Genomic DNA, 21,402 nt, shown 5'->3' on the forward strand with positions numbered 1-21,402 from the left:
AGGCGTGAGATCTGGTCCTGCCTGTTGGTTCTTTATGTATCTCGTGAGGTCGTCCTGCTGATGGTTCTGGTCGAAAACAGTTTTCTGAACGGTTTTTTGGAATTTACTTTTCTGATTGCGGTTCTTTATCTGGGGAGCCTTGCGATCCTGTTCACTGTCGGCTTGATCACCATGGCGGTGAACAAGCGGTATCCGGAGCGCCGTATCCAGAAACGGCAGGCCGACCATCGGATGGTGGACGACATCAAGTCGTCCATGGTGCAGGTGATGGTGACCAGCGTGTGCCTTGCCATTGGTCTCTATGCCCAGTATCGGGGCTGGACCGTAACGCCTTTTGAGCTTTCATGGTGGTCGGCGCCGCTGTTCTTCGGGCTGTCCCTCGTCTTGCATGATGCCTGGTTCTATTGGGGGCACAGGATCCTTCACACCAAGGCGTTCTACAAGTTCCACAAGCCGCATCATCTGAACATCACACCGACCGTCTGGTCGAACGATGCAGGCTCCACCGTGGATACTCTGTTCGCCCACAGCTATTATGCCTTGGTGCTTTTTGTCGTTCCGATGCCTGCTGTGGTCTTTATTGCGCACCGGATTTTTGATCAGGTGACTGCGCTGCTTGGTCATTGCGGGTTCGAGCATTTTGCCAGTCCGACGGCTCGACGTCCCTGGCCGTTGCTGTGCACGCTCTACCACGACCAGCACCACCAACATTTCGTCTATAACTACGCCAACTACTTTTCTTTCTGGGATCGGTTCTGCGGCACAATCCATCCGACCTATGATGACAAGGTACTGGGTTTCGAAGAGCTTTACGCCACCCAACGAAGTGGCGGCAAAGCTGCTGCGGGGGCATCGGGCAAGGATTGAACCAGATGCAGCTCATCGTCGACTATCTGATCGTTTTCGCCGTGATCTATGCGGTCATGATCCTTGTCTATTTTGCGACCGGTCTGTCGGTCACATGGATCAACAACCGGCATCCGGATCGGCGAATTCAAAAGCATAGGGACGGTGCGAAGCGTATGTGGACGGAAATTCGTGCATCGATGCACGCTTTGGCCACGTCGTCTGTTCTGCTGTCTGCCGGTTATTTTGCGCAAACCCAGGGCTGGACGCTGGTCGCGCCCTTGCCGCTGTCCTGGTGGTCATTCCCGTTGATGTTTGCGGTGTGCTTTGTGCTGTTTGACGCCTGGTTCTACTGGGGGCACCGGATCCTGCATTTGCCAGCGTTTTACAAGTTCCACGTTCCGCACCACAAATCTGTCGCCCCGACCGTCTGGAGCAATGACAGCTCGACCACGGTGGATACCCTGATTGAACACGGCTTCTATTTCATCGCCTGGTTTGTCTTGCCGGTTCCGGCGTTATCGATTTTTGCTCTGCGGTTATTTGATCAGATCTCAGGCATGATCGGGCATTCAGGCTTTGAGTATTTTGCATCGCGGTCCTCGCGTGCGCCCTTTCCGTTGATTTGCACGACCTTCCATGATCTGCATCATTCCCAGTTCCACTATAACTATGGCAACTTTTTCTCGTTCTGGGATCGTGCTATGGGCACTGTTCATCCAAACTATGATGCGCTTGTCGAGGAAATGGAGGTGACCGGCGAAGTTCCGGACACCAAGGCGGCCAGGGTCGATAAGAGCGCTGCCTAGACCCTCTTCGGGTGGCGTATGGGTTTAATGCGATAGATGCCAATTCGGTAATTGGCGACAAGGTAAGACATGTTTCAGCAGTTTATTGAGGTCGTGCTTGAATTTCTGCCGTTCTGGGCAGTGGCCTATGGCGTCAATGTGTTCCTCTATTTCGCGACCGGCTGGGTGCTGGTTCAAATCCAGAACCGCCATCCGGAACGCAGAATCCAGCCAAATCGCCGCGGTGAAAAGCGGATGTGGAAGGAAATCCGACAGAGTGTGTTTTCACTGACGGTTACGGCCGGCTGCATCGCTGGTGGTGTGTTCGCATCCTATAAGGGGTGGACGCTTGTGGCGCCACTTCCCCTGACATGGTGGTCTGCGATCCTGATGTTTGTCGTGTCCATAGTTGCCTATGATACCTGGTTTTACTGGGGGCACAGGTTGATGCACACGAAGTTGTTTTACCGGTTCCATGCAGAGCATCATCGGGCTGTTGCTCCGACGGTCTGGAGCACCTATGCGGATGATCTGGTCGACGCTTTTGTCATGCAGAGCTATTACTTGCTGGCGGTGTTTGTTCTGCCAATCCCGGCTGTTGTGCTGATCGTTCACCGGCTGTGGGATCACTTCAACGGCACGATTGGTCATTCCGGTTTTGAATTTTATGCTTCGCCGATGTCACGTCTGCCATCTCCCATGGTGTGTGTGACCTTTCATGATCAGCATCATTCCCGCTTTCGCTATAATTATGCGAACTTCTTCTCTTTCTGGGATCGGGTCTGCGGCACAATTGATCCGAAATACGATCAGCAGGTGAAGGTGTTTGAAAAGATGGGTGAAGCTGAGGACAGCAAAGCACCTGCGGCTGGCGAATAGACATCAGATTCTGCGGATCTCACTTCAGGACACGCTATGAAACACCTTCTTCTCGTGATGTTGGGCGGCGGCCTTGGCGCTGGTGGTCGGCATTTGGTTGGTATTTTGACCTTGCGCCTGTTCGGTACAGGATTTCCCTATGGTACCTTTGCGGTCAATGTCATTGGCTCGCTGGTCATGGGAATTTTCATCGGCTGGCTGACACGGCATGAAGTGGCGGGTATGCAAAGTGTGCGGTATTTTGTAGCCACGGGAATTTTGGGCGGCTTCACGACGTTTTCCGCGTTCTCGCTTGATACGGCGGTGATGTGGGAGCGAGGTGATACCGGGGCTGCCGTGTTGTATGTTGGCCTGTCTGTCTGTCTGTCGCTGGCTGCTGTCTTCGCCGGTCTTTATGTGATGCGCCAACTGGCATCCTGAACCGTTCTGCGGGCAGGGCTTCCAAAAATGTGCGTTTGCGCCTATACGCGGGGCAAGTTTACGCTGGCGTTGGGCTGGCCTTAAAAAAAGACGCGCGTCAGACACGTGCGCAAAGAGATCCAAATGGCCGCGATTGAACAAAGAAAAGTGACCGCTGATGAAGCCGGCATGCGCCTTGACCGTTGGTTCAAGGCCCATTTCCCAGGGCTTGGATTTGGCCGACTGCAAAAGCTGGTACGGACTGGGCAGGTCCGGGTGGATGGTAAGCGGATTGAATGCTCGACCCGGATCGCCACTGGCCAGATTGTCCGCATTCCGCCCATGGGCGTTGAAGTGCATGCGGATGATAAAAACAATGCCCGCCCAAGGTCGACCAAGCTGATCGAAGATGATCGCCAGGCGATTGAAGAGATGATGCTGTTCGAAGACAGCCATGTGATGGTGCTGAACAAGCCCGCTGGCCTTGCCGTGCAGGGCGGCTCCGGCCTGACGCGTCATCTGGACGGCATGCTGGATGCTTTCACGGACCAAAAGGGCGACAAGCCCCGTCTGGTACACCGGCTTGACCGCGAAACCTCCGGGATCATTCTGGTCGCAAAGACCCGGAAAGCCGCACAGGAGATGACCAAGGCGTTCCGCCATCGCAACACCCAGAAAGTCTATTGGGCGATGCTGGCGGGCGTTCCAAAGCCCAAGCAGGGACGTATCTCGACCTATCTTGCAAGAGATGATGAAGAAGAACGGATGCGCGTTGTCAAGCACGGGCAAGACGATGCGCAGCATGCGGTTTCACTCTACTCGGTGTTTGAGCAATCTGCGCAGAAGCTGTCCTGGGTGACCATGAAGCCAATCACAGGCCGGACCCATCAGCTCAGGGCTCATGCGGCTCATTTGGGGCATCCGATCATCGGCGACGACAAGTATTTCAACATTGAGAACTGGGAGCTGCCTGGCGGTATTCAGAACCGTCTGCATCTTCTGGCGCGCCGGATCCGCATCCCGCATCCATCAGGGACCGGGATCATTGATGTTTCCGCCCCTCTGCCGCCGCATATGCAGCAGACCTGGAACCTTCTGGGTTTCAATGCGTCTGATTATGATCCGGAAGCTGATGATCCGGATGAAGCGGAACTCAACACTGCCCGCAAACGCTGATTGTCGTTTATTCAGAGTCTCTTGTCATTAACGCATGACACGATGATTCAATTGCTTGATCTGATGTATGAACTTCGTTTCGAAAGCAGGCCATTGGCCTGCTTTCTTTTTATGTGTTTGCAATGCTCATGCAAAATCGCTCGACTGAATGCGTGCAATGCCAGCATTCTTCATGTCGATCCAGGCCTTGGCTACGGAGCCGTTCAGGTCGATACCGCGAGAGGCGTCTTCAATAGCGGAGACATTGAAATCGGATATTGTCGCGTCGATGGCTGACCAGGCAACACAGAAGTCCGTTGCCAGACCGCAGACGTAGACGTCTGAAATTCCGCGCTCCCTAAAGTACCCTGTTAGACCCGTCATGGTTTTCTTGTCGGCTTCGCGGAAGGCCGAGTAGCTGTCGACAGCGCTGTTCCAGCCCTTGCGGATGATCAGCTGTGCATGAGGAATATCCAGCCCGGCGGCGAGCTCTGCGTCTTTCGTGCCCTGAATACAATGATCCGGCCACAGAACCTGCGTACCGTAGTCCATTTCGACGGTCTCAAACGGGGCCTTGCCATCGTGGCTGGAGGCGAAGGAAGAGTGACCAGCGGGGTGCCAGTCCTGCGTCATCACGACGTTCTGGAATTTCTTGCTGAGCGCATTGATGACCGGGATCACCTGGTCACCATCACTGACTGGCAGTGTTCCGGTGGGCAGAAAACAGTTCTGCACATCAATCACGAGCAAGACCGATTTCTTGGTCGGCTTGATTGCACCAGATGCCAATGCGCTCGACAACGGGACAAGGGATGAGACGGCAGCAGCGCTGCCAATTGTCTTGAGAAGCGATCTGCGGGACATCAACATTTAAAGCACCTCACTTGTTTTAACGTTAGCATGCTAACAATAAAGCTAGGAGACTGTGCCGTGGTGCTCAAGCGCGTTTTTTGGGCGGTTTCTGTCAATCTTTAGGCAAAAGAGATCGAATTGGAGCTTTTACCTTCTTTACTCGAAAAGCGCGATCAGCCCCACTGAGAAGACAATGAGGAAAAGGCCACCTATGGCAAGTTTCCAGGCGTCTGAGCGTTTCTTCAGGCCCGGCCAGCCGAGTGGCTTGATGACTTGAATGACGGCAAGGACCAGCAGAAAGATCAAGATGACTTTGGTCAATGAAGGCTCCGGTTCATGCCGTTTGAAGGACTGCCTGTTCCAATAGTGGACGGAGAGGTAAGAGTCGAGGTTGATCGGGCTTACAATTCAATGGCCTGTTCGGCCAACTGGCCACGCTTATTCAAGCAGTCTTCCTTACAATGCGGTTCGGGCCTGACAACCTCTTGACCTGCCCCTGAAAAACAGCCACATGCGGTGCTTGAAAAACAGAGGCGCTTTCTTTCATGTATCTCGTAATTTTCGATTGTGATGGCACGCTGGTGGACAGTCAGAACACCATTTTTCACGGGCTTCAGGTCGGCTATGAGGCGGTTGGATTGCCAATGCCGGATCGCTCTACGGCCTTGTCGATCGTTGGTTTGTCTCTTGAAGAGGCGTTCTCGACGTTGGTGGGCGATGAAAATGCCCATCACGTTCAGACCATGGCGGATGCCTATCGGACCTCGAAGCGGGAGCGGCGCGGAAAAGGTTTGGATCTTGATCCGCTTTATCCGGGTACACGCGAGGTGCTCGATCTTCTGTCAAAGCGTGAGGACGTGCTGCTTGGTATTGCCACAGGCAAGGCGCGGCGCGGTGTCGATCACATGCTTGATGTGCATGACCTTCATGGTCGCTTTGTCACAATTCAAACGGCAGATACATCACCGTCAAAACCCCATCCGGACATGGTTCACCGGGCATTGTCCGAAACTGGTGCTGAGCCGCATCGGACTGTGCTGATTGGCGATACCAGTTTCGATATGGAAATGGCCCGTGCTGGCGGCGTTCATGGGGTTGGTGTCAGTTGGGGCTATCACGAGCGAGATCGCCTGACCGCAGGCGGTGCACATGCCGTGATCCAGCATTTTGATGATCTTTACGGAGTGCTGGATGGCCTCCTTGGTTTTGATGAGGAAACAACCTGATGCGCGACTATCTTCAAGCCTTGGAACAAGACGCTGCAAAAGACCCAGAGCAGCGCGCGCGGGAACTCTCCAAGCGGGAATTGCCCAAGCGTTTCTACAAGGAAGCAGTACCAGCGACAGTGGAAGGCGGTTTTGCCATCCATCTGGATGGTCGCCCGGTGAAAACGCCGAGCAGGACCATGCTGGTACTGACGCATCATGCTGTGGCTCAGGCGGTGGCTGATGAGTGGAACGCGCAGGTCGAGGTGATCAACCCTGCCGTCATGCCGCTGACACGCATTGCCAACTCGGCGCAAGATGCGGTGGCCAAGCGGTTCGCCGAAGTGTCTGATGAAATCACCCGGTTCTGCGGCACCGATGCGCTGTGTTACCGGGCTGATGAACCTGAGACACTGGTTGCGCGTCAACGCGAACTTTGGGATCCTGTTTTGTCATGGGCTGAAGCAATGTTCGGCGGCCGTTTCGTGCGGATCGCTGGTATCATTCACCAGGAACAGCCAGAGGCTCTTCTCAAGGCCTATCGCGCGCGTCTCGACAGCTTCACCCCGCTGGGGCTCGCAGCGCTTCACACGGCCACATCCCTTGCCGGATCGGCAGTTCTGGCTTTGGCCCTGTCAGATGGGCACCTCAGCGTCGAAGAGGCTTGGCTGGCCGCTCATGTTGAAGAGGATTTTAACGTTGAGCGCTGGGGACAGGACGAACAGGCGACCCAGGTTCGGACCTATAAACGCACCGAATTTGACGCGGCAGCCCTGATCCTTGGGATGAATGATGCGGCGCAAGTGTAAAGCTACGTCACCCCAGATAAAACGTTGTGGCCATAAAGAAGAACACCAGCACGCCCAGAACGTCGTTGGAGGAGGTGATAAAGACCCCGGTGGCCATGGCGGGATCTATGCCCAACTTGTCGAGTGCGATGGGTATCGTCGCGCCGACCATTGCTGCAATCGTGGTCACACATAGAAGCGACAGGGAGGTGGCAATCGCCAAGTGAATTGGATGACTGATGGGCACGATAAGAGAGGCCGCCACTGTCAGTCCGGCCAGGATTATACCTGCGACGAGACCATTGAAGAGCGCGGCCAGCAGTTCTTTGAAAAGTCGGTAACCGATCTCACCTGACCAAAGTGTTCCCGAAGCAAGCCCCTGAAGAGCAACGGCTGAGGCTTGCAGACCAGCATTTCCGGCCATTGACATGGTTACAGGGATGAAGGCTGCCAGAATTGCGGCTTTGGCAAGTTGTTCCTCAAAGGAGCCAACGACGGTGGCCGCGATACTGGCTCCGATCAGACCAGCCAGCAGCCAGGGCAGGCGGCCACGCACAATACGAAAGATCGTATCATCAGCCTTGGCTTCGGAGGACACACCGCTCATCAGCAACATGTCTTCAGACGCTTCCTCAGACGCAATGCGTGTCAATTGTTTTGGTGTTACGCGGCCAATCAGATGGCCTTCGCTGTCCACCACAGGAACAGTGCGCATATCGCGCTTGCGGGCCAGCCTGAGGACTTCCTCTTGGTCCATGTCGGCGGACACCGTCAGGAAATCCTTGTTCATGATGTCGCACAGCGTTGCGCCTTGTGGCGCCAGCAGGAGCTTGCCCAGCTCTACCGTTCCTGTCAGATGATGCTGGTCATCCAGAACATAGACTGTGAAGACCTTGCGAATTCGATGTGCGTCTGCCCGGATCTGAGTGACGGCTTCATCTATGGTCAGGGTCTCCGGCAGTGCCACGAACTTACGCGCCATGATCCGGCCTGCACTGTCGTCCGCATAGGATTGGCGCGAGGAAATCTCTTCCACATCCGGTAGACGGCTGGCCAGCTCTTCGGCCATGTCATCGGGAAAATCATTCAGCATTTCCGTTGCATCTTCAGGGTCAAGCCCAGCAAGAATATCGCGGAACTGCTCCAGAGTGGCTTCTTCCATCAGGAGCGAGCGGAATTCGGTCCGCAGCTCGGCGATCACCTTTATTGATGGATTGGCGGGGAGCCACTGGAAAAGTTTGCGTGCCTGCTTCAGGCGCAGGCGCACAAGCAGCTGCATGCTGTCAACCGGGTCCCAGCGCTTGAGTAACTCAACCAGAGAAGCGCGCTCTCCGGCTTTGATCATCTGACGAACCATCCGCAGGGTTTCGTCGTTTGCCTCAAGTGGCTCGCTGGCAGGTTCGCGTTCCCATGTCAGACGCTCTGCCAAATCTGTGCCGCTCATGCGCTGCATCCCCTTATTGTTTGCCGTCTTTTAAGGCAGTGCCATGACGAACAGCTAACAAGGCCCGGTGTTTTTTGAAATGAGTGAGAAAGGGCTCAGGGACAAACCCTACACCTCCAATTCATCCATACTTGCAAAGGAATCGCGCAAGGCATCTGACCAGTCTTGCGAGAGCTTTTGGAAATAAGGATCATCTTTCTCGATACGAAGCTGACGATCCGCAGTAAAGCTGTCAGCATTGTAGAGAAGCAGATCCATCGGCATGCCAACGGACAAGTTGGAGCGAAGGGTGCTGTCGAAGGACAAGAGAACCAGTTTGGCTGCTTCCCCCAGGCGCATGTCGGTCCGGGTTACCCGGTCAAGGATCGGCTTGCCGTATTTGTGTTCACCGATTTGCAAATAGGGTGTGTCTTCTCCGACTTCTATGAAGTTTCCAGCCGAATAGACTTGAAACAGACGTGGTTCCTCGCCCTTGATCTGTCCGCCCAAGATGAAGGTGACAGAGAAATTATCTGCGTTGGCCTCCAGAGCTTCGCCGTCGATTTTCCGAACTTCACGCACTGCGCTGCCAATCAGGCGTGCTGCCTGAAACATGGTCTCAACGGTCATCAAGGTTCGGCTCGTATCTGCAGAACTTCGGATTTGCTCGTTGAGAAGGGAAATAACGGCCTGGGTAATGGCCAGGTTGCCGGAAGACAGGAGGGTGATCACCCGGTCGCCAGGGGCCTCCCAAACCTGCAGTTTCTTGAAGGTGGATATGTTATCCAGCCCTGCATTGGTGCGGGTATCCGATGCGAACACAAGCCCTCGATCGAGCTTCAATCCAACGCAATATGTCATTCTAGGTCTCTTGTCCCGGCCGAATTCATCGGCTCGTGATTGTCTCGCGTTCACTCAGATTGCAGGCGCACGGATCCACTTTTCCTGGGGGATCTACTGTTGTTGCTGGCCTGCTGCCTGTAGCACTTCCACTTCGACATTCATGTTCTCGGCTGTCCCGCCGAACCGAATGCCTCTGATCGGAGCAGCGGAGCGCGAATCCAAGCCCGTGGTCAAGCGGATATAATGCTCTGTGGGACATATACCATTGGAAATATCAAAAGCGAGCCACCCAAGATCCTCAATGTAGACCTCAGCCCATGCGTGGTGGGCGTCAGAGTTGTCTTCATCCTGGATCAAGAGATAACCGGATATGTACCGCGCAGGGATTCCAGCGGAACGCGCTGCTGCAATAAAGACATGGGCATGGTCCTGGCAGACACCTTCGCCATTGGCGAGTGCAGAAGAAGCCGTTGCATGTGTTTCGGTGACGCCCGATTTATATGTGACCTTGTTTCGAACGGCATGCATCAACTCGTGGCACCCTGCAATCTTGTCGTCCGGATTTATCAGGGATCCAAGCTTTCGGATCGCCTGGTTTGGCTGTGTCACCTGCGTGAAACGAGTGTAGATCCTTGGAGGGGCAGCGCCGCGTTCATTGGCGATTACGCCCAAGGTATTTTCTGTTTCAACGGTGCCGCTTGCAATGACTTCAACGTCTTCAACAACGTCTTGCATTGATACCATGTGCACGACGTTGCCAAAGGCATCTGTATAGATCGTTGCCCGGTCCATGCCAGGGGCGTCGAGAGACCAATCGAGCACGCGTTGGCCATTGCTCTCTGGGGGGATAAGACGCAATTGCTGCATCGAATTGGCCAGAGGGGTGTCGTAACGGTAGCGTGTTTTGTGTCGAACGGTCAGACGCATTTTTCACACCGGGTGCGAGAGGAAAGTCATTTTCAAGACCCAAAGGCCAGGGTTCCAACGGGTCAGGCGAAATTATAGTCACGTGAGAGCTGGTCAGCGAAGGCGTTGTTCTTGCCGATAAAGTCGGTCAGGAAATCGTGCAGCCCGTTTTGATAGATGTCGCGCATATCCTGCTCTCTTAGTTCCTTCCATATGGAAGCTGCTAACTTGATGCTTTGTTGGCGTTCTCCATAGAATTGGGCCAGATCATCGGTCGTCTCGTCGATCCAATCATAGCAATGGGCAAGCGAACGTGGCATTTCCTTCCTGAGGATCAGGAACTCTGCAATGTTGAGAGCCTTCAGCTTGGCGTCGGGGTAGGCAAACCTATAGCTTCTAAGGCCTGAAAGTGCCCGCAAGATTCCTGTCCACTGAGTGCGCTCCATGGATCCGTCGCCGATCACGTCATTGTCCGGGAGCAGGACCCAATATTGGGTGTTTAGAATTCGGGCTGTGTTGTCAGCTCTTTCGACGAAATGGCCGAGCTGGCTGAAAAAATAGCCATCGTCGCGCAGGATCGTGTTCAGCAGGGCACCGCGGAACAAATGAGAACGCTGGCTTATCCAGGACAGGAATTCGGGCAACTTGTCCTGAGTGATCGATTGCGGATTGACCTCCGCGAATTCGATCCAAGTGGTGTTGAGCGCTTCCCAGAGTTCAGACGTGATACCGGTTCTGACTGCACGGGCATTGTTGCGCGCCGTTTCCAGGCACGTCCTGACGCTTGACGTGTTCTGCTTGTCGAAAACCATATAGTTGATCACACCGCGTGCGGTGATTTCATCCATTTTGGCCCGATAGCCTAATTCCGTCCCTGACGTCAGCAATGCAATACGCCATTCGTCAAGGCCGCTGTGGCCTGTGTTGGGCACCATGGCGGCGCGATTGGCGACTTCCAGAAGTTTGGCCGTGTTCTGGGCACGCTCAAGGTAGCGCGACATCCAAAACAGGGAGGAGGCAGTTCTTCCTAGCATGTTCAGTCCTCCAGCACCCAAGTGTCCTTGGTGCCTCCGCCCTGGCTTGAATTGACGACCAGAGAGCCGTTTTTCAACGCAACGCGGGTTAATCCACCAGGAGTGATGCGTACTCGGTCTCCGATCAAGACGTAGGGTCTTAGATCGACGTGTCGGGGTGCAACACCTGAGGCAACATGCGTTGGGCAGGCCGAGAGAGCCAGTGTCGGTTGGGCTATGTAATTGGTCGGATTGGACTTCAGGACTTTTCGGAAATCGGAGATCTGCCTTTTGGATGCTGTCGGTCCAATCAACATTCCATAGCCTCCAGAGCCGTGGACTTCCTTGACGACGATTTCTTCCAGATTGTCCAGGACATAGGCCAGATCGTCTTCGCGAGAGCAATTCCAGGTAGGCACATTGTTCAAGATCGGCTTTTGGCCTGTGTAGAATTCTATGATTTCAGGGACATAGGCATAAATCGCCTTGTCGTCAGCAATTCCTGTTCCGGGCGCATTGCAGATGGTGACATTACCTGCGCGATAGGCGTCAAAGAGGCCTGGGACGCCCAGCATTGTGTCTGGATTGAAGGTCAGGGGGTCCAGAAATGCATCATCAATTCGGCGGTATATGACATCCACCTGCTTTGGCTGGCGGGTTGTTCGCATGAAGACTTTACCTTCATCTACGAACAGATCGCGGCCTTCGACCAGTTCAACGCCCATGGAATCAGCAAGAAAGGCATGCTCGAAATAGGCCGAATTGTAGATGCCTGGTGTCAGGACAACGATTGTCTGGTTGGACTTTGACGGATCCGGGCTAACGCTCTCAAGGGTTTGGCGGAGCATTTCAGGATATTGCTCGACCGGGGCAACGCGGTGGCTTTGAAACAGATCCGGAAGCATCCGCATCATGGTTTCGCGATTTTCCAGCATATAGGAGACACCGGACGGGGTGCGCGTGTTGTCTTCCAATACGTAGAATTCATTCTCAGCGACCCGGACAAGATCTGTGCCGATGATGTGAGCATAAACTTTGCGGGCAGGCGTGAAACCGACCATTTCCGGCAAGAAGGCTTCGTTCTGTAAAATAAGGTCAGCTGGAATGCGGCCTGCGCGAATGATTTCCTGGCGGTGGTATATGTCATGTAGAAAGGCGTTCAGGGCGCGGACCCGCTGATCTATACCTGATGACAAACGACGCCATTCACTGGCCGACAGGATCCGCGGGATTGGATCAAAGGGGATCAGTCGCTCTGTGGATTCCTGTGCGCCATAAACGGCGAAGGTAATGCCGAGCCGACGAAAGATGGTTTCTGCTTCCCGGCTCTTTTGCTTCAGGAAGTTTGGCGGTTTGTCTTCCAGCCACTTTGCCAGCTCTGCATAAGCAGCTCTTGGTACGCCGGCTTCGTCCTGCATCTCGTTGTAAAACGACCGCTCTTTTGTCATTGCCTCCCCATTCATCGCTGCTGCCTTGTTGGGCAAGGTTTGCAGATTAGCTCTCTATCTCCAAGCACAATCTCAGGGCGATACTGCCTGTGAAATAGGCAAAGGTGAAAAGACTGAGCTGCGCAACGGAAAAGCCTATGGGGGATGATCTTGTCCCATCTGCTGACTTTGCGAGCATCAAGCCACGTGTTACGACCGTGTCAGGTTCACTGCGTTTCGGAGAATACTATGAATGAAATCCTTGCCGAATTAGAAGGCCGCCGGGAAACTGCGCGTCTTGGTGGCGGCGAGCGTCGTATTGAAGCTCAGCATAAAAAGGGCAAATTGACAGCTCGTGAGCGGATTGATCTGCTTTTGGACGAAGGCTCCTTTGAGGAGTTCGACATGTTCAAGCAACATCGCTGCACGGAATTCGGGATGGATGAACAGCATATTCCTGGCGATGGAGTCGTGACGGGCTGGGGCACAGTCAATGGCCGTACAGTTTATGTCTTTTCAAAAGACTTTACTGTCTTCGGTGGTTCCCTGTCTGAAACCCATGCGCAGAAGATTATCAAAATTCAAGACATGGCTCTTCAGAACCGTGCTCCGATTATCGGTCTGTTTGACGCTGGTGGCGCGCGTATTCAGGAAGGCGTTGCGGCGCTGGGCGGCTATGGAGAAGTGTTCCAGCGCAACGTTCTGGCATCGGGAGTTATCCCGCAGATTTCACTGATCATGGGGCCTTGCGCCGGGGGCGACGTTTATTCGCCTGCGATGACCGATTTCATTTTCATGGTTCGCGACACGTCTTACATGTTCGTGACTGGTCCTGATGTTGTGAAGACAGTGACCAATGAGACGGTCACAGCAGAGGAGCTGGGCGGTGCATCGGTGCACACGACCAAGTCCTCAATCGCTGACGGTGCTTTTGAAAACGATGTGCAGGCGCTTGATCAGATGCGTCGCTTGATTGATTTCTTGCCGATGAACAACACGGCTGAGCTGCCTGAGATCGATTTCTATGACGATGCAGACCAGAGCGACACAAGCCTTGATACGTTGATCCCGGAAAATCCGAACAAGCCTTATGATATCAAGGAGCTGATCCTTAAAACGGTCGATGAGGGCGATTTCTTCGAGATTCAGGCATCCTTTGCGGGCAATATCGTTACGGGCCTTGGCCGTATCGAAGGCCGGACTGTCGGGGTCGTTGCCAATCAGCCAATGGTGCTTGCCGGGGTTCTGGACAGCGATGCAAGCCGGAAGGCTGCGCGGTTTGTCAGGTTCTGTGATTGCTTCAACATTCCGTTGGTTACGTTTGTTGACGTGCCAGGGTTCTTGCCCGGCACTGCGCAGGAATATGGCGGATTGATCAAGCATGGCGCAAAGCTGCTATTTGCCTACGCGGAAGCCACAGTGCCGAAAATCACAGTGATTACACGTAAGGCCTATGGCGGGGCTTATGATGTGATGAGTTCAAAGCACATTCGAGGAGACATCAACTATGCATGGCCAACTGCCGAAATCGCAGTCATGGGGGCCAAGGGGGCTGTCGAAATTCTGTATCGTTCAGAACTGGGTGACAAGGACAAGATTGCCGAGCGGACAAAGGACTATGAGGACAGGTTCGCCAATCCATTTGTCGCGGCAGAACGTGGCTATATTGATGAGGTGATCCGGCCTCATTCGACACGTCGCCGTGTGTCACGTGCTCTGGCCATGCTGCGGTCCAAGGTGCAGGAAAACCCTTGGAAGAAGCACGACAACATCCCGCTTTAGCAGCTAGCCTGTGGTTGGCTGATCAAAACGAAAAACGGCCCCTAAACGGGGCCGTTTTGTTATCGGTGAATTGTTTTCGTTCGCTGTTCGCTAGCGAAAGCTGCTACGTCCGAACAAGGGCTCACGGCATTCATAAGCGACCGGACATTTTTTGTTGTCCTTGGTCGGCCCGTATTGGGTGAAGAGCATCTGGCCAGCGTCGCAGTAGCTGGAATTCGACACAAACAGGGAATAGGTGTGGGTGCCGGTCGTGAAAACTACGTCGCCATTACGTTTCACCATGTCCTGTGCTTTCGCACAGCTTATCTTGCGCAGGTCTGGTCGTGCTTCTGCTGAACCAATTGTTCCAAGAAGTCCTAATGTAATGGCGACCAACATGCCGTTCTTTCGTGCCAAAGTGCCCATGCGTTTCTTCCCTAAAACTTTGATTTTATCAAGTTAAATACACCATTGCGGCAGCATGGTGACAGGCGCTTACATATTGCGCTGGGGCTGAACGCTAAAATCATAGAAACGAGTGGTTTATTCCGGACGCTCGCGAGTCATTTCGACGCTGACTTTTCCGGTCGGGATCGGGAGCGGCGCTCCAGGCTTGTGGATGCGCACTTTGGTTTTCTGAATGCGTGGATCAGTTTCAAAGACGGCAGTACAGACGGCTGTTGCCAAGCGTTCGATCAATTTGAAGCGGGTGTTGGTTACAGTGTCTTCAACGGCCTTTACCAATGTCGCGTAGCAGACTGTCTGCTCGTATTCGTCGCTCTCACCCGCAGCAGAAAGGTCGAGCCAGCAGGTCAGGTCAACATGAAAGCGTTGCCCAAGGCGCGCCTCTTCATCATAAAGGCCATGATAGGCGAAGAAAGACAGGTCTTCGAGGTGAATGGCATCCATCTGGTGTGGGTCCTTAAAGGGCGCTGGGCGCATTGTATTCAAGAGCAGAGCAGCCGGTTTAGGGGCTGTCCGTTGTAAAAGCCAGATAGAGTTTTCGGTTTGAGATTTTTTCAAGAGCAGTTTCTTATTTATAGAAATCCGCTGGGCAGGTATCTTTTGACAGGATTTCCCGTGCTCCCTTTAAGGAGAAGGCTGCGTAGCGATTGTCCTTGAACTTGACAGCCAGACTGCTTCCAGATCGAAGCCGATTCCATAGAACCTTATAGCCGTCGGCGCAGGTTGCACAATCTGTCTGAACATAGCCGCCCTCATCCGCAGTCATATTTAGCAGCTTACGGTCGATGACAATGCTTATTTCTTTGCTGGGAGGCGCGTTTTTGCCGTCGATATCTATGTCGACCACTGTTCCTGAGTATTTTCTCTTTTTATGACACCAGATGGTAAAGCGGGAACCATCTGCAGCGTCAGTCCAATATTTTTCAAAGCCTTGGATTTTCTCATTGTTCCATTTGCCGTGCTTTATGGCGGCAGCCGGTGCAACCCATATCAAAGTTGATAGAATGGTTAGTGATAGTGTTTTTATCATTGAGTTCCCCCAGATTGTTGTTTTTCATCTATTCATAAAATTGTTAAAAATAACTATACTCAACTATGTCGCGCTTACCTGGCTTGTCATTTCTAGAGGTTGTTTCCTTGGTCCTGTTTGTGGGGCTTTTTTTAAAATTGATCTGGAAGCGTCATCCTTTGGGCATATTGCGCCGCGCTAATTCGACGCCTACAACACACCCATAAAAACAGCTGGGTGGAGATTGCATGTTCTCGAAAATTCTGATTGCCAACCGGGGCGAAATTGCTTGTCGGGTCATCAAGACCGCACAGCGCATGGGCATCAAGACGGTCGCGGTCTTTTCCGATGCTGATCGCGATGCCTTGCATGTGGAAATGGCTGATGAAGCAGTTCACATTGGACCGGCAACAGCTTCAGAGTCTTACCTGATCCCGGAAAAGATTATTGCTGCCTGTAAGCAGACGGGTGCAGAAGCAGTCCACCCCGGCTATGGCTTTCTCTCCGAGCGGGCCAGCTTCCCTGAAATGCTTGAGAATGAGGGCATTGTCTTCATCGGTCCGAACAAGCGGGCCATTGAGGCCATGGGCGATAAAATTGAATCCAAGAAGTTCGCTAATGCTGCCAATGTAAGCACTGTGCCGGGCTATGTCGGTGTGATTCAGTCTGCCGATCATGCGGTCGAGATTGCCGGTGAAGTCGGTTATCCGGTAATGATCAAGGCATCTGCTGGCGGCGGCGGAAAGGGCATGCGGATTGCCTGGAATGCGGAAGAAATTCGGGACGGCTACGTGCGGTCAAAATCCGAGGCTGCTTCTTCGTTCGGGGACGATCGGGTTTTCATCGAGAAATTCATCGAGAATCCCCGTCATATTGAAATTCAGGTAATTGGCGATAAGCACGGCAATGCGATCTATCTGGGGGAACGTGAATGTTCAATTCAGCGCCGTAATCAGAAAGTCATTGAAGAAGCACCGTCTCCGCTTCTGGATGAAGAAACGCGCCGCAAAATGGGTGAGCAGGCGGTCGCGCTGGCCAAGGCGGTTGATTACGATAGCGCTGGTACGGTTGAGTTTGTTGCCGGACAGGACAAGAGCTTCTTCTTTCTGGAGATGAACACGCGCCTTCAGGTTGAGCACCCTGTGACCGAGCTGATCACCGGCGTTGATCTGGTTGAGCAGATGATCCGGGTTGCTGCAGGCGAAAAGCTTGAGCTGACACAGGACGCTGTAAAGCTGAATGGCTGGTCTGTGGAAAGCCGGATCTATGCAGAAGATCCTTACCGTAATTTCCTGCCGTCGATTGGCCGTCTGGTGCGCTATACACCGCCTGAGGAAGGCTGTGAAAACGGGATCACGATCCGTAATGACACGGGTGTGGTCGAAGGCTCAGAGATCTCGATGTTCTATGATCCGATGATTGCCAAACTGATCACACATGCGCCGACCAGAGCACAAGCCATTGAGGCCATGAGCTCAGCGTTGGATGCGTTCTATGTCGATGGCATTCAGCACAATGTGCCGTTTCTGACCGCCTTGATGAAGCACCCGCGCTGGCGTTCAGGAGAGCTGTCCACCAGCTTTATTGCCGATGAATATCCAGATGGTTTTGAACCTGCCGAGCCTGATAGCGATAGCTTGTGCCTCTTGAGCGCTGTTGCCCTTTCCATGGGGGCGCTCAACCGTGGGCGCCTTGATCGCTTGCCCGGGCGGTTGCGGGCGCATTCCGGGGAGATCAGGGAAGACTGGGTTGTTAAGCTGGACAAGGCCTATGTGCCGGTTCGTCTGGCAGCCGGCTATCCGGCAACTCCTATTGAGATTGATGTTGCCGTGGACGGCGGGGCCATTGTTTCGGTTGTCTCAGATTGGGCGCCGGGTGACACTTTGTGGACCGGCACTGTTGGACGCCGCAAGATGACTGTTCAGGTTCGTTCGGTCTTGGGCGGCTACCGTCTCGACTGGCAGGGCTTTTCGGTCATCGCCAAGGTCATGACCCCACGAATTGCCGAACTTGATGCCTTGATGCCTGAGAAGTTGCCGCCTGATACTTCAAACTTGCTGCTTTGCCCGATGCCGGGTCTGGTTGTTTCCATTGCGGTGGAGGAAGGTCAGGAAGTGAAGGCAGGCGAGCAACTTGCGGTCGTTGAGGCCATGAAGATGGAAAATGTTCTGCGTGCGGAACGCGATTGCACGGTCAATGCCGTCAAGGCGGTTGCGGGCGACAGCCTTGCGGTCGATGCCGTCATCATGGAATTTTCCTGACATCATGGCGTATCAGACTGTTCTCTTTGATCTGGATGGAACCCTGACGGATCCCTTTGAGGGGATTACCCGATCCATTCAGTATGCTTTGGAGCGTATGGGGGCGGACGTGCCGGTCTCTGAGGACCTACGCTGGTGTATCGGACCGCCTTTGTGGGACAGTTTCGAAGTACTTTTAAAGACACAGGATCGGGCGATTCAGGATCAGGCCGTGGCCTTTTATCGAGAGCGGTTCACCGTCACAGGGCTTTATGAAAACACCCTGATTGACGGGATCGACAGGTTGCTTGTCGATCTGGTGGCAAGTGGTTGCAAATTGTTCGTTGCCACTTCCAAGCCTCATGCCTATGCGGGAAAAATCGTCGAGCATTTCGGTCTGATGCAACACTTTGGAAAGGTTTATGGCTCGGAACTGGATGGAACTCGGTCTGCCAAAGCCGAGCTGATCGCTCATATTCTTGCGGAAGAAGGCTTGCTTGCCGCTAATTGCGCCATGATCGGCGATCGGAAGCACGATCTGATTGGTGCCAAAGAAAATGGCGTTGATTGCTTCGGTGTATTATGGGGCTATGGCAGCCAGGAAGAGCTTGAAGGCGAAAAGCCTGTGGCCGTGGTTGATACGCCTGCCGCGCTCGGAGTTGCGTTGGGTCTTTAAGGCAAAGCTGGGAGGTCAGACTGGTTGCTATGTCGGGGGAGCTGTTGTGGCCTGTCTTGCGCCAGCAGCAGCAAAGCGCTAAATGATCTTTCAGTGAGAGTGAAATGTTCTCGGGGCGGGGTGTAATTCCCCACCGGCGGTATCGGGGAAACCCGGAGCCCGCGAGCGCCTTTGGCTGTGTGTCAAAGGGTCAGCAGATTTCGGTGAGAGGCCGAAGCCGACGGTTATAGTCCGGATGTGAGAGAACGAATGATGCGGTGCCCGGCTGTTTAGCCAGGGCAGGCATTGGTCGTCGTCCTGTGTGCGTTTTCCAAAAGAGGATGACAGGATGACGGGAAAGAGTGGATTGCATGTTCCACTGATCGCCGCCGGTTTAATGGTGTTGGCAGGTGGTTCCTTTGCAGCGGTTAATGTGGCGATCCAGACAGCGACCATGAAGCTCGGAATGCCATCGCCTTCTGTTGTGTTCTGGCAATATTTGGCAGCGCTTGCCTGCGCGCTTCCCTGGCTTGTTCGTCGCGGGCTTGGCGGATTGGCGACGTCCCGTCCCGGGCTCCATGCTATGCGGATTGTCTTTGCCGTTGTGGGGGTTCAGCTTTGGGGGGCAGGGCTTGCGTCCGTGCCGATCTGGCAGGCCATTGCCCTTGTCATGACATCGCCCTTTTTTGTTGTCGTTGGCGCGCGTATTCTGCTCCGCGAAGAGGTCGGGTTCGCGCGCTGGGCGGCAACGGTTTTCGGCTTTGCCGGAGCTATGGTTATTCTGGAACCGTGGTCTGATGGTTTTCAGATGGCGACTCTTTTGCCGTTGTGCGCTGCTGCCTTTTGGGCAGGTGCTTCCTTGTTGACGAAAAAACTGACGGCGTCTGAACCGGCAGAGACGGTAACGGTTTATCTGCTCTTGCTTCTCACACCGGTGAATCTGGGGCTTGCGGTTGCTGATGGATTTGTCCTGCCTCAGGGCCTTGGAATCCTGGCCATCGCGGCTGCAGGCTTTTTCACGGTGCTAGCCAATTATTGTTTGACGCTGGCCTATTCGCGAGTTGATGCAGCCTATATTCAGCCATTCGATCATCTGAAGTTGCCGTTGAATGTTCTGTTTGGCTGGCTGGCCTTTCACTATGCTCCAAGCGGCCCTTTCTGGATTGGTGCACTGATTATCGTCGGGGCGTCACTTTATGTCATGCATGACGAGCGCGGCAGAACAGACCGGCTTGGGTCCAGCATCAAGGGGGAAGCGTGACCCATACGGGCTTCAAGAGTGTCTATGTGACAGTCCTAGGGCGTGTTCAGGGTGTGGGATATCGCTCGTGGTGTGCAAGCAAAGCCGAGCGGCTGGGATTGCATGGCTGGATCCGTAATCGCCATGATGGCTGCGTTGAGGCGGTTTATCACGGCCTTGCTGGCAGGGTTGATGAAATGGTCGCCCTGAGCGAGAAAGGCCCGGTGTTGGCAAAGGTAACTGATATTCTGGCAAGCCCGTGCGATCCGCCTGAAAGTGCTGGTTTTTTGAGGCGCTCTACTTACTGAAATGTGACGTGCGAATTGGGTTTTATAGGCTAAACGGAGCTCCCGACGCCCCAATCAGATTGTTGGGCCGAAGATCTTTTCAAATTCTGCCCGCAGGACGCTGTCATTTTCCGGCATGGTAACCGGAATGCCAAGATCCACCAGGCTGGTGACGCCGTGCTGTTGAATGCCGCAGGGAATGATGCCGGAGAAATGCTCTAGGTCCGGTTCCACGTTGAAGCTGATGCCGTGGAAGGTCACCCATTTGCGTACGCGAATGCCTATGGCAGCGATTTTGTCTTCTACGTTGAGCCCGCGGTCAGGACGTTGCACCCAGACGCCAACCCGGTCTTCGCGTCGCTCGCCGCGAATGTGATAGTGCCACAAGCTGCCAATGATCCAGGCTTCCAGCGCAGCAACAAACGCTCTGATGTCCTGCCGCCTGCGTGTCAGGTCAAGCATGACATAGGCCACGCGCTGACCAGGGCCGTGATAAGTGTGTTGGCCACCACGGCCTGTCTTGTGGACGGGGAAACGGTCCGGTGAGATGAGGTCCGAATCGTCGGCGCTGGTGCCTGCCGTATAGAGGGGAGGGTGCTCCAGCAGCCAGACCCGCTCATTTGCCTCTCCAGATGCGATTCGCGCCACATGCCCTTCCATCTCCAAAAGAGCGGTTTCATAGTCCACCGGAGCTTCAGAGATGACCCATTCTACTGGTGGAGCGTCCTTGATTGGGTGAAAATCAGGGCTGAGGCTGTCTCTTTGTGGAGTTGGCATTGGCTTGAGGCTTTTGCTGATTTTTTCGAATGGAAAGGCGTGGTATGACTATACCATGTCGTGCGTAGCACATCTCCACATACAGGCGGAACTTTCTGATGGCCACCTTCGATGAAATCAATGTCGATATTTCCGTCGTTCTGGGATCTTCAGAAATGCCGATCCACCAGTTGTTGCGCATGGGGCGTGGCGCTGTCTTTGATCTGGATGTGACGGAAGATGATGATGTGAAAGTCTATGCAAACAAGACCCTCGTGGCGATGGGGCAGGTTGTCTTGCTGGGAGAACGGATCGGCATATCGATCACGGAAGTTCTGTTGCGTGGCCCCGAGGACCGGCCGATGCGTACAGACGGGCCTTTGGATCGGGCTTCCTGAGCCATTGGTGCCGGTGCGGCTTGAACCTTTGATGTCATGGCGGGGCTTTTCCACGGCCTTGTGAAAT

At 54.0% G+C, this 21,402-nt stretch carries 24 protein-coding genes and 1 riboswitch; of the genes, 13 read left to right on the forward strand and 11 right to left on the reverse strand.

Features of this window, described 5'->3' with window-relative positions:
* The first annotated feature begins 24 nt into the window (after window positions 1-24).
* The 5 genes from V6575_RS21210 to V6575_RS21230 all read left to right on the forward strand — a co-directional run bounded on the left by V6575_RS21210 (window position 25) and on the right by V6575_RS21230 (window position 4,088).
* Window positions 25-867, forward strand: a complete 843-nt coding sequence (locus tag V6575_RS21210) for a sterol desaturase family protein (protein WP_340277266.1) — start codon at window positions 25-27, stop codon at window positions 865-867.
* A gap of 5 nt (window positions 868-872) precedes the next feature.
* A complete protein-coding gene (locus tag V6575_RS21215) occupies window positions 873-1,655 on the forward strand; it encodes a sterol desaturase family protein (RefSeq protein ID WP_340277268.1) in 783 nt (260 codons plus the stop codon).
* A 69-nt stretch (window positions 1,656-1,724) separates the two neighbouring features.
* Window positions 1,725-2,513, forward strand: a complete 789-nt coding sequence (locus V6575_RS21220) for a sterol desaturase family protein (protein ID WP_340277271.1) — start codon at window positions 1,725-1,727, stop codon at window positions 2,511-2,513.
* Window positions 2,514-2,549: 36 nt separating this feature from the next.
* Complete coding sequence (gene crcB, locus V6575_RS21225) at window positions 2,550-2,933, forward strand: fluoride efflux transporter CrcB (RefSeq protein WP_340277272.1); 384 nt, start codon at window positions 2,550-2,552, stop codon at window positions 2,931-2,933.
* 123 nt (window positions 2,934-3,056) lie between these two features.
* On the forward strand, window positions 3,057-4,088 hold the full coding sequence (locus tag V6575_RS21230) for an RluA family pseudouridine synthase (RefSeq protein WP_340277274.1): 1,032 nt from the start codon (window positions 3,057-3,059) through the stop codon (window positions 4,086-4,088).
* A 126-nt stretch (window positions 4,089-4,214) separates the two neighbouring features.
* Here the strand turns inward: V6575_RS21230 and pncA are convergent, their stop codons facing one another.
* Both pncA and V6575_RS21240 read right to left on the reverse strand, forming a co-directional pair.
* A complete protein-coding gene (pncA, locus tag V6575_RS21235) occupies window positions 4,215-4,937 on the reverse strand; it encodes a bifunctional nicotinamidase/pyrazinamidase (RefSeq protein WP_340277276.1) in 723 nt (240 codons plus the stop codon).
* A gap of 138 nt (window positions 4,938-5,075) precedes the next feature.
* Complete coding sequence (locus tag V6575_RS21240; RefSeq protein WP_340277279.1) at window positions 5,076-5,240, reverse strand: hypothetical protein; 165 nt, start codon at window positions 5,238-5,240, stop codon at window positions 5,076-5,078.
* Window positions 5,241-5,464: 224 nt separating this feature from the next.
* On the opposite strand from V6575_RS21240, the gene V6575_RS21245 reads away from it, so the two are divergent.
* Both V6575_RS21245 and V6575_RS21250 read left to right on the forward strand, forming a co-directional pair.
* On the forward strand, window positions 5,465-6,145 hold the full coding sequence (locus V6575_RS21245; protein WP_340277280.1) for an HAD-IA family hydrolase: 681 nt from the start codon (window positions 5,465-5,467) through the stop codon (window positions 6,143-6,145).
* A complete protein-coding gene (locus V6575_RS21250) occupies window positions 6,145-6,933 on the forward strand; it encodes an ATP12 family chaperone protein (RefSeq protein ID WP_340277282.1) in 789 nt (262 codons plus the stop codon). The genes V6575_RS21245 and V6575_RS21250 overlap by 1 nt, the downstream gene beginning before the upstream one ends.
* A gap of 7 nt (window positions 6,934-6,940) precedes the next feature.
* Here V6575_RS21250 and mgtE read toward each other — a convergent pair whose 3' ends face one another.
* The 5 genes from mgtE to V6575_RS21275 form a co-directional block, all read right to left on the reverse strand.
* On the reverse strand, window positions 6,941-8,356 hold the full coding sequence (gene mgtE, locus V6575_RS21255; RefSeq protein WP_340277284.1) for a magnesium transporter: 1,416 nt from the start codon (window positions 8,354-8,356) through the stop codon (window positions 6,941-6,943).
* A gap of 108 nt (window positions 8,357-8,464) precedes the next feature.
* A complete protein-coding gene (locus V6575_RS21260) occupies window positions 8,465-9,196 on the reverse strand; it encodes a proteasome-type protease (RefSeq protein WP_340277286.1) in 732 nt (243 codons plus the stop codon).
* A gap of 93 nt (window positions 9,197-9,289) precedes the next feature.
* Entirely contained in the window at window positions 9,290-10,105 is an 816-nt protein-coding gene (locus V6575_RS21265; RefSeq protein WP_340277289.1) for a transglutaminase family protein, read from the reverse strand.
* A 62-nt stretch (window positions 10,106-10,167) separates the two neighbouring features.
* Entirely contained in the window at window positions 10,168-11,118 is a 951-nt protein-coding gene (locus tag V6575_RS21270; RefSeq protein ID WP_340277291.1) for an alpha-E domain-containing protein, read from the reverse strand.
* 2 nt (window positions 11,119-11,120) lie between these two features.
* Entirely contained in the window at window positions 11,121-12,545 is a 1,425-nt protein-coding gene (locus V6575_RS21275) for a circularly permuted type 2 ATP-grasp protein (RefSeq protein ID WP_422785616.1), read from the reverse strand.
* A gap of 228 nt (window positions 12,546-12,773) precedes the next feature.
* Between V6575_RS21275 and V6575_RS21280 the strand changes: the two genes are divergently transcribed.
* A complete protein-coding gene (locus tag V6575_RS21280; protein ID WP_340277293.1) occupies window positions 12,774-14,306 on the forward strand; it encodes an acyl-CoA carboxylase subunit beta in 1,533 nt (510 codons plus the stop codon).
* Between the two features lie 90 nt (window positions 14,307-14,396).
* On the opposite strand, the gene V6575_RS21285 is transcribed toward V6575_RS21280, so the two are convergent.
* The 3 genes from V6575_RS21285 to V6575_RS21295 all read right to left on the reverse strand — a co-directional run bounded on the left by V6575_RS21285 (window position 14,397) and on the right by V6575_RS21295 (window position 15,780).
* The gene (locus V6575_RS21285; RefSeq protein WP_340277295.1) at window positions 14,397-14,711 is read right to left on the reverse strand and encodes a hypothetical protein; all 315 of its coding nucleotides are present in this window, start codon (window positions 14,709-14,711) and stop codon (window positions 14,397-14,399) included.
* 117 nt (window positions 14,712-14,828) lie between these two features.
* Entirely contained in the window at window positions 14,829-15,194 is a 366-nt protein-coding gene (gene folB / locus V6575_RS21290) for a dihydroneopterin aldolase (RefSeq protein ID WP_340277297.1), read from the reverse strand.
* A 124-nt stretch (window positions 15,195-15,318) separates the two neighbouring features.
* Window positions 15,319-15,780 carry a hypothetical protein gene (locus tag V6575_RS21295; RefSeq protein WP_340277298.1) on the reverse strand — a complete coding sequence of 154 codons (462 nt, stop codon included), beginning with the start codon at window positions 15,778-15,780 and terminating at the stop codon, window positions 15,319-15,321.
* 227 nt (window positions 15,781-16,007) lie between these two features.
* On the opposite strand from V6575_RS21295, the gene V6575_RS21300 reads away from it, so the two are divergent.
* The 4 genes from V6575_RS21300 to V6575_RS21315 all read left to right on the forward strand — a co-directional run bounded on the left by V6575_RS21300 (window position 16,008) and on the right by V6575_RS21315 (window position 20,202).
* On the forward strand, window positions 16,008-18,020 hold the full coding sequence (locus V6575_RS21300) for an acetyl-CoA carboxylase biotin carboxylase subunit (RefSeq protein WP_340277300.1): 2,013 nt from the start codon (window positions 16,008-16,010) through the stop codon (window positions 18,018-18,020).
* 4 nt (window positions 18,021-18,024) lie between these two features.
* Window positions 18,025-18,675: an HAD family hydrolase gene (locus V6575_RS21305; RefSeq protein WP_340277302.1), complete on the forward strand. Its 651-nt coding sequence runs from the start codon at window positions 18,025-18,027 to the stop codon at window positions 18,673-18,675.
* A 102-nt stretch (window positions 18,676-18,777) separates the two neighbouring features.
* A riboswitch (FMN riboswitch) is annotated at window positions 18,778-18,926 on the forward strand.
* 77 nt (window positions 18,927-19,003) lie between these two features.
* Window positions 19,004-19,915, forward strand: coding sequence for a DMT family transporter (locus tag V6575_RS21310; protein ID WP_340277304.1), 912 nt, complete (start codon window positions 19,004-19,006; stop codon window positions 19,913-19,915).
* Entirely contained in the window at window positions 19,912-20,202 is a 291-nt protein-coding gene (locus V6575_RS21315) for an acylphosphatase (protein WP_340277306.1), read from the forward strand. The genes V6575_RS21310 and V6575_RS21315 overlap by 4 nt, the downstream gene beginning before the upstream one ends.
* A gap of 54 nt (window positions 20,203-20,256) precedes the next feature.
* Here V6575_RS21315 and lipB read toward each other — a convergent pair whose 3' ends face one another.
* Window positions 20,257-20,958: a lipoyl(octanoyl) transferase LipB gene (gene lipB / locus V6575_RS21320; RefSeq protein WP_340277308.1), complete on the reverse strand. Its 702-nt coding sequence runs from the start codon at window positions 20,956-20,958 to the stop codon at window positions 20,257-20,259.
* 98 nt (window positions 20,959-21,056) lie between these two features.
* Between lipB and V6575_RS21325 the strand changes: the two genes are divergently transcribed.
* Entirely contained in the window at window positions 21,057-21,335 is a 279-nt protein-coding gene (locus V6575_RS21325; protein WP_340277309.1) for a FliM/FliN family flagellar motor switch protein, read from the forward strand.
* Window positions 21,336-21,402: the final 67 nt, after the last annotated feature.

The sequence above is a fragment of the Roseibium algae genome, from assembly GCF_037783265.1.
Lineage (GTDB): Bacteria > Pseudomonadota > Alphaproteobacteria > Rhizobiales > Stappiaceae > Roseibium > Roseibium algae.

What these genes read in the sequence shown, in the direction of transcription:
- V6575_RS21220 (WP_340277271.1), top strand. Translation starts at nt 1,725, where the DNA reads ATGTTTCAGCAGTTTATTGAGGTCGTGCTTGAATTTCTGCCGTTCTGG.
- V6575_RS21285 (WP_340277295.1), bottom strand. Translation starts at nt 14,711, where the DNA reads ATGGGCACTTTGGCACGAAAGAACGGCATGTTGGTCGCCATTACATTA.
- V6575_RS21280 (WP_340277293.1), top strand. Translation starts at nt 12,774, where the DNA reads ATGAATGAAATCCTTGCCGAATTAGAAGGCCGCCGGGAAACTGCGCGT.
- folB (WP_340277297.1), bottom strand. Translation starts at nt 15,194, where the DNA reads ATGGATGCCATTCACCTCGAAGACCTGTCTTTCTTCGCCTATCATGGC.
- V6575_RS21230 (WP_340277274.1), top strand. Translation starts at nt 3,057, where the DNA reads ATGGCCGCGATTGAACAAAGAAAAGTGACCGCTGATGAAGCCGGCATG.
- V6575_RS21260 (WP_340277286.1), bottom strand. Translation starts at nt 9,196, where the DNA reads ATGACATATTGCGTTGGATTGAAGCTCGATCGAGGGCTTGTGTTCGCA.
- V6575_RS21215 (WP_340277268.1), top strand. Translation starts at nt 873, where the DNA reads ATGCAGCTCATCGTCGACTATCTGATCGTTTTCGCCGTGATCTATGCG.
- V6575_RS21270 (WP_340277291.1), bottom strand. Translation starts at nt 11,118, where the DNA reads ATGCTAGGAAGAACTGCCTCCTCCCTGTTTTGGATGTCGCGCTACCTT.
- V6575_RS21325 (WP_340277309.1), top strand. Translation starts at nt 21,057, where the DNA reads ATGGCCACCTTCGATGAAATCAATGTCGATATTTCCGTCGTTCTGGGA.
- V6575_RS21295 (WP_340277298.1), bottom strand. Translation starts at nt 15,780, where the DNA reads ATGATAAAAACACTATCACTAACCATTCTATCAACTTTGATATGGGTT.
- V6575_RS21245 (WP_340277280.1), top strand. Translation starts at nt 5,465, where the DNA reads ATGTATCTCGTAATTTTCGATTGTGATGGCACGCTGGTGGACAGTCAG.
- lipB (WP_340277308.1), bottom strand. Translation starts at nt 20,958, where the DNA reads ATGCCAACTCCACAAAGAGACAGCCTCAGCCCTGATTTTCACCCAATC.
- crcB (WP_340277272.1), top strand. Translation starts at nt 2,550, where the DNA reads ATGAAACACCTTCTTCTCGTGATGTTGGGCGGCGGCCTTGGCGCTGGT.
- V6575_RS21250 (WP_340277282.1), top strand. Translation starts at nt 6,145, where the DNA reads ATGCGCGACTATCTTCAAGCCTTGGAACAAGACGCTGCAAAAGACCCA.
- V6575_RS21300 (WP_340277300.1), top strand. Translation starts at nt 16,008, where the DNA reads ATGTTCTCGAAAATTCTGATTGCCAACCGGGGCGAAATTGCTTGTCGG.
- pncA (WP_340277276.1), bottom strand. Translation starts at nt 4,937, where the DNA reads ATGTTGATGTCCCGCAGATCGCTTCTCAAGACAATTGGCAGCGCTGCT.
- V6575_RS21275 (WP_422785616.1), bottom strand. Translation starts at nt 12,545, where the DNA reads ATGACAAAAGAGCGGTCGTTTTACAACGAGATGCAGGACGAAGCCGGC.
- mgtE (WP_340277284.1), bottom strand. Translation starts at nt 8,356, where the DNA reads ATGAGCGGCACAGATTTGGCAGAGCGTCTGACATGGGAACGCGAACCT.
- V6575_RS21305 (WP_340277302.1), top strand. Translation starts at nt 18,025, where the DNA reads ATGGCGTATCAGACTGTTCTCTTTGATCTGGATGGAACCCTGACGGAT.
- V6575_RS21265 (WP_340277289.1), bottom strand. Translation starts at nt 10,105, where the DNA reads ATGCGTCTGACCGTTCGACACAAAACACGCTACCGTTACGACACCCCT.
- V6575_RS21310 (WP_340277304.1), top strand. Translation starts at nt 19,004, where the DNA reads ATGACGGGAAAGAGTGGATTGCATGTTCCACTGATCGCCGCCGGTTTA.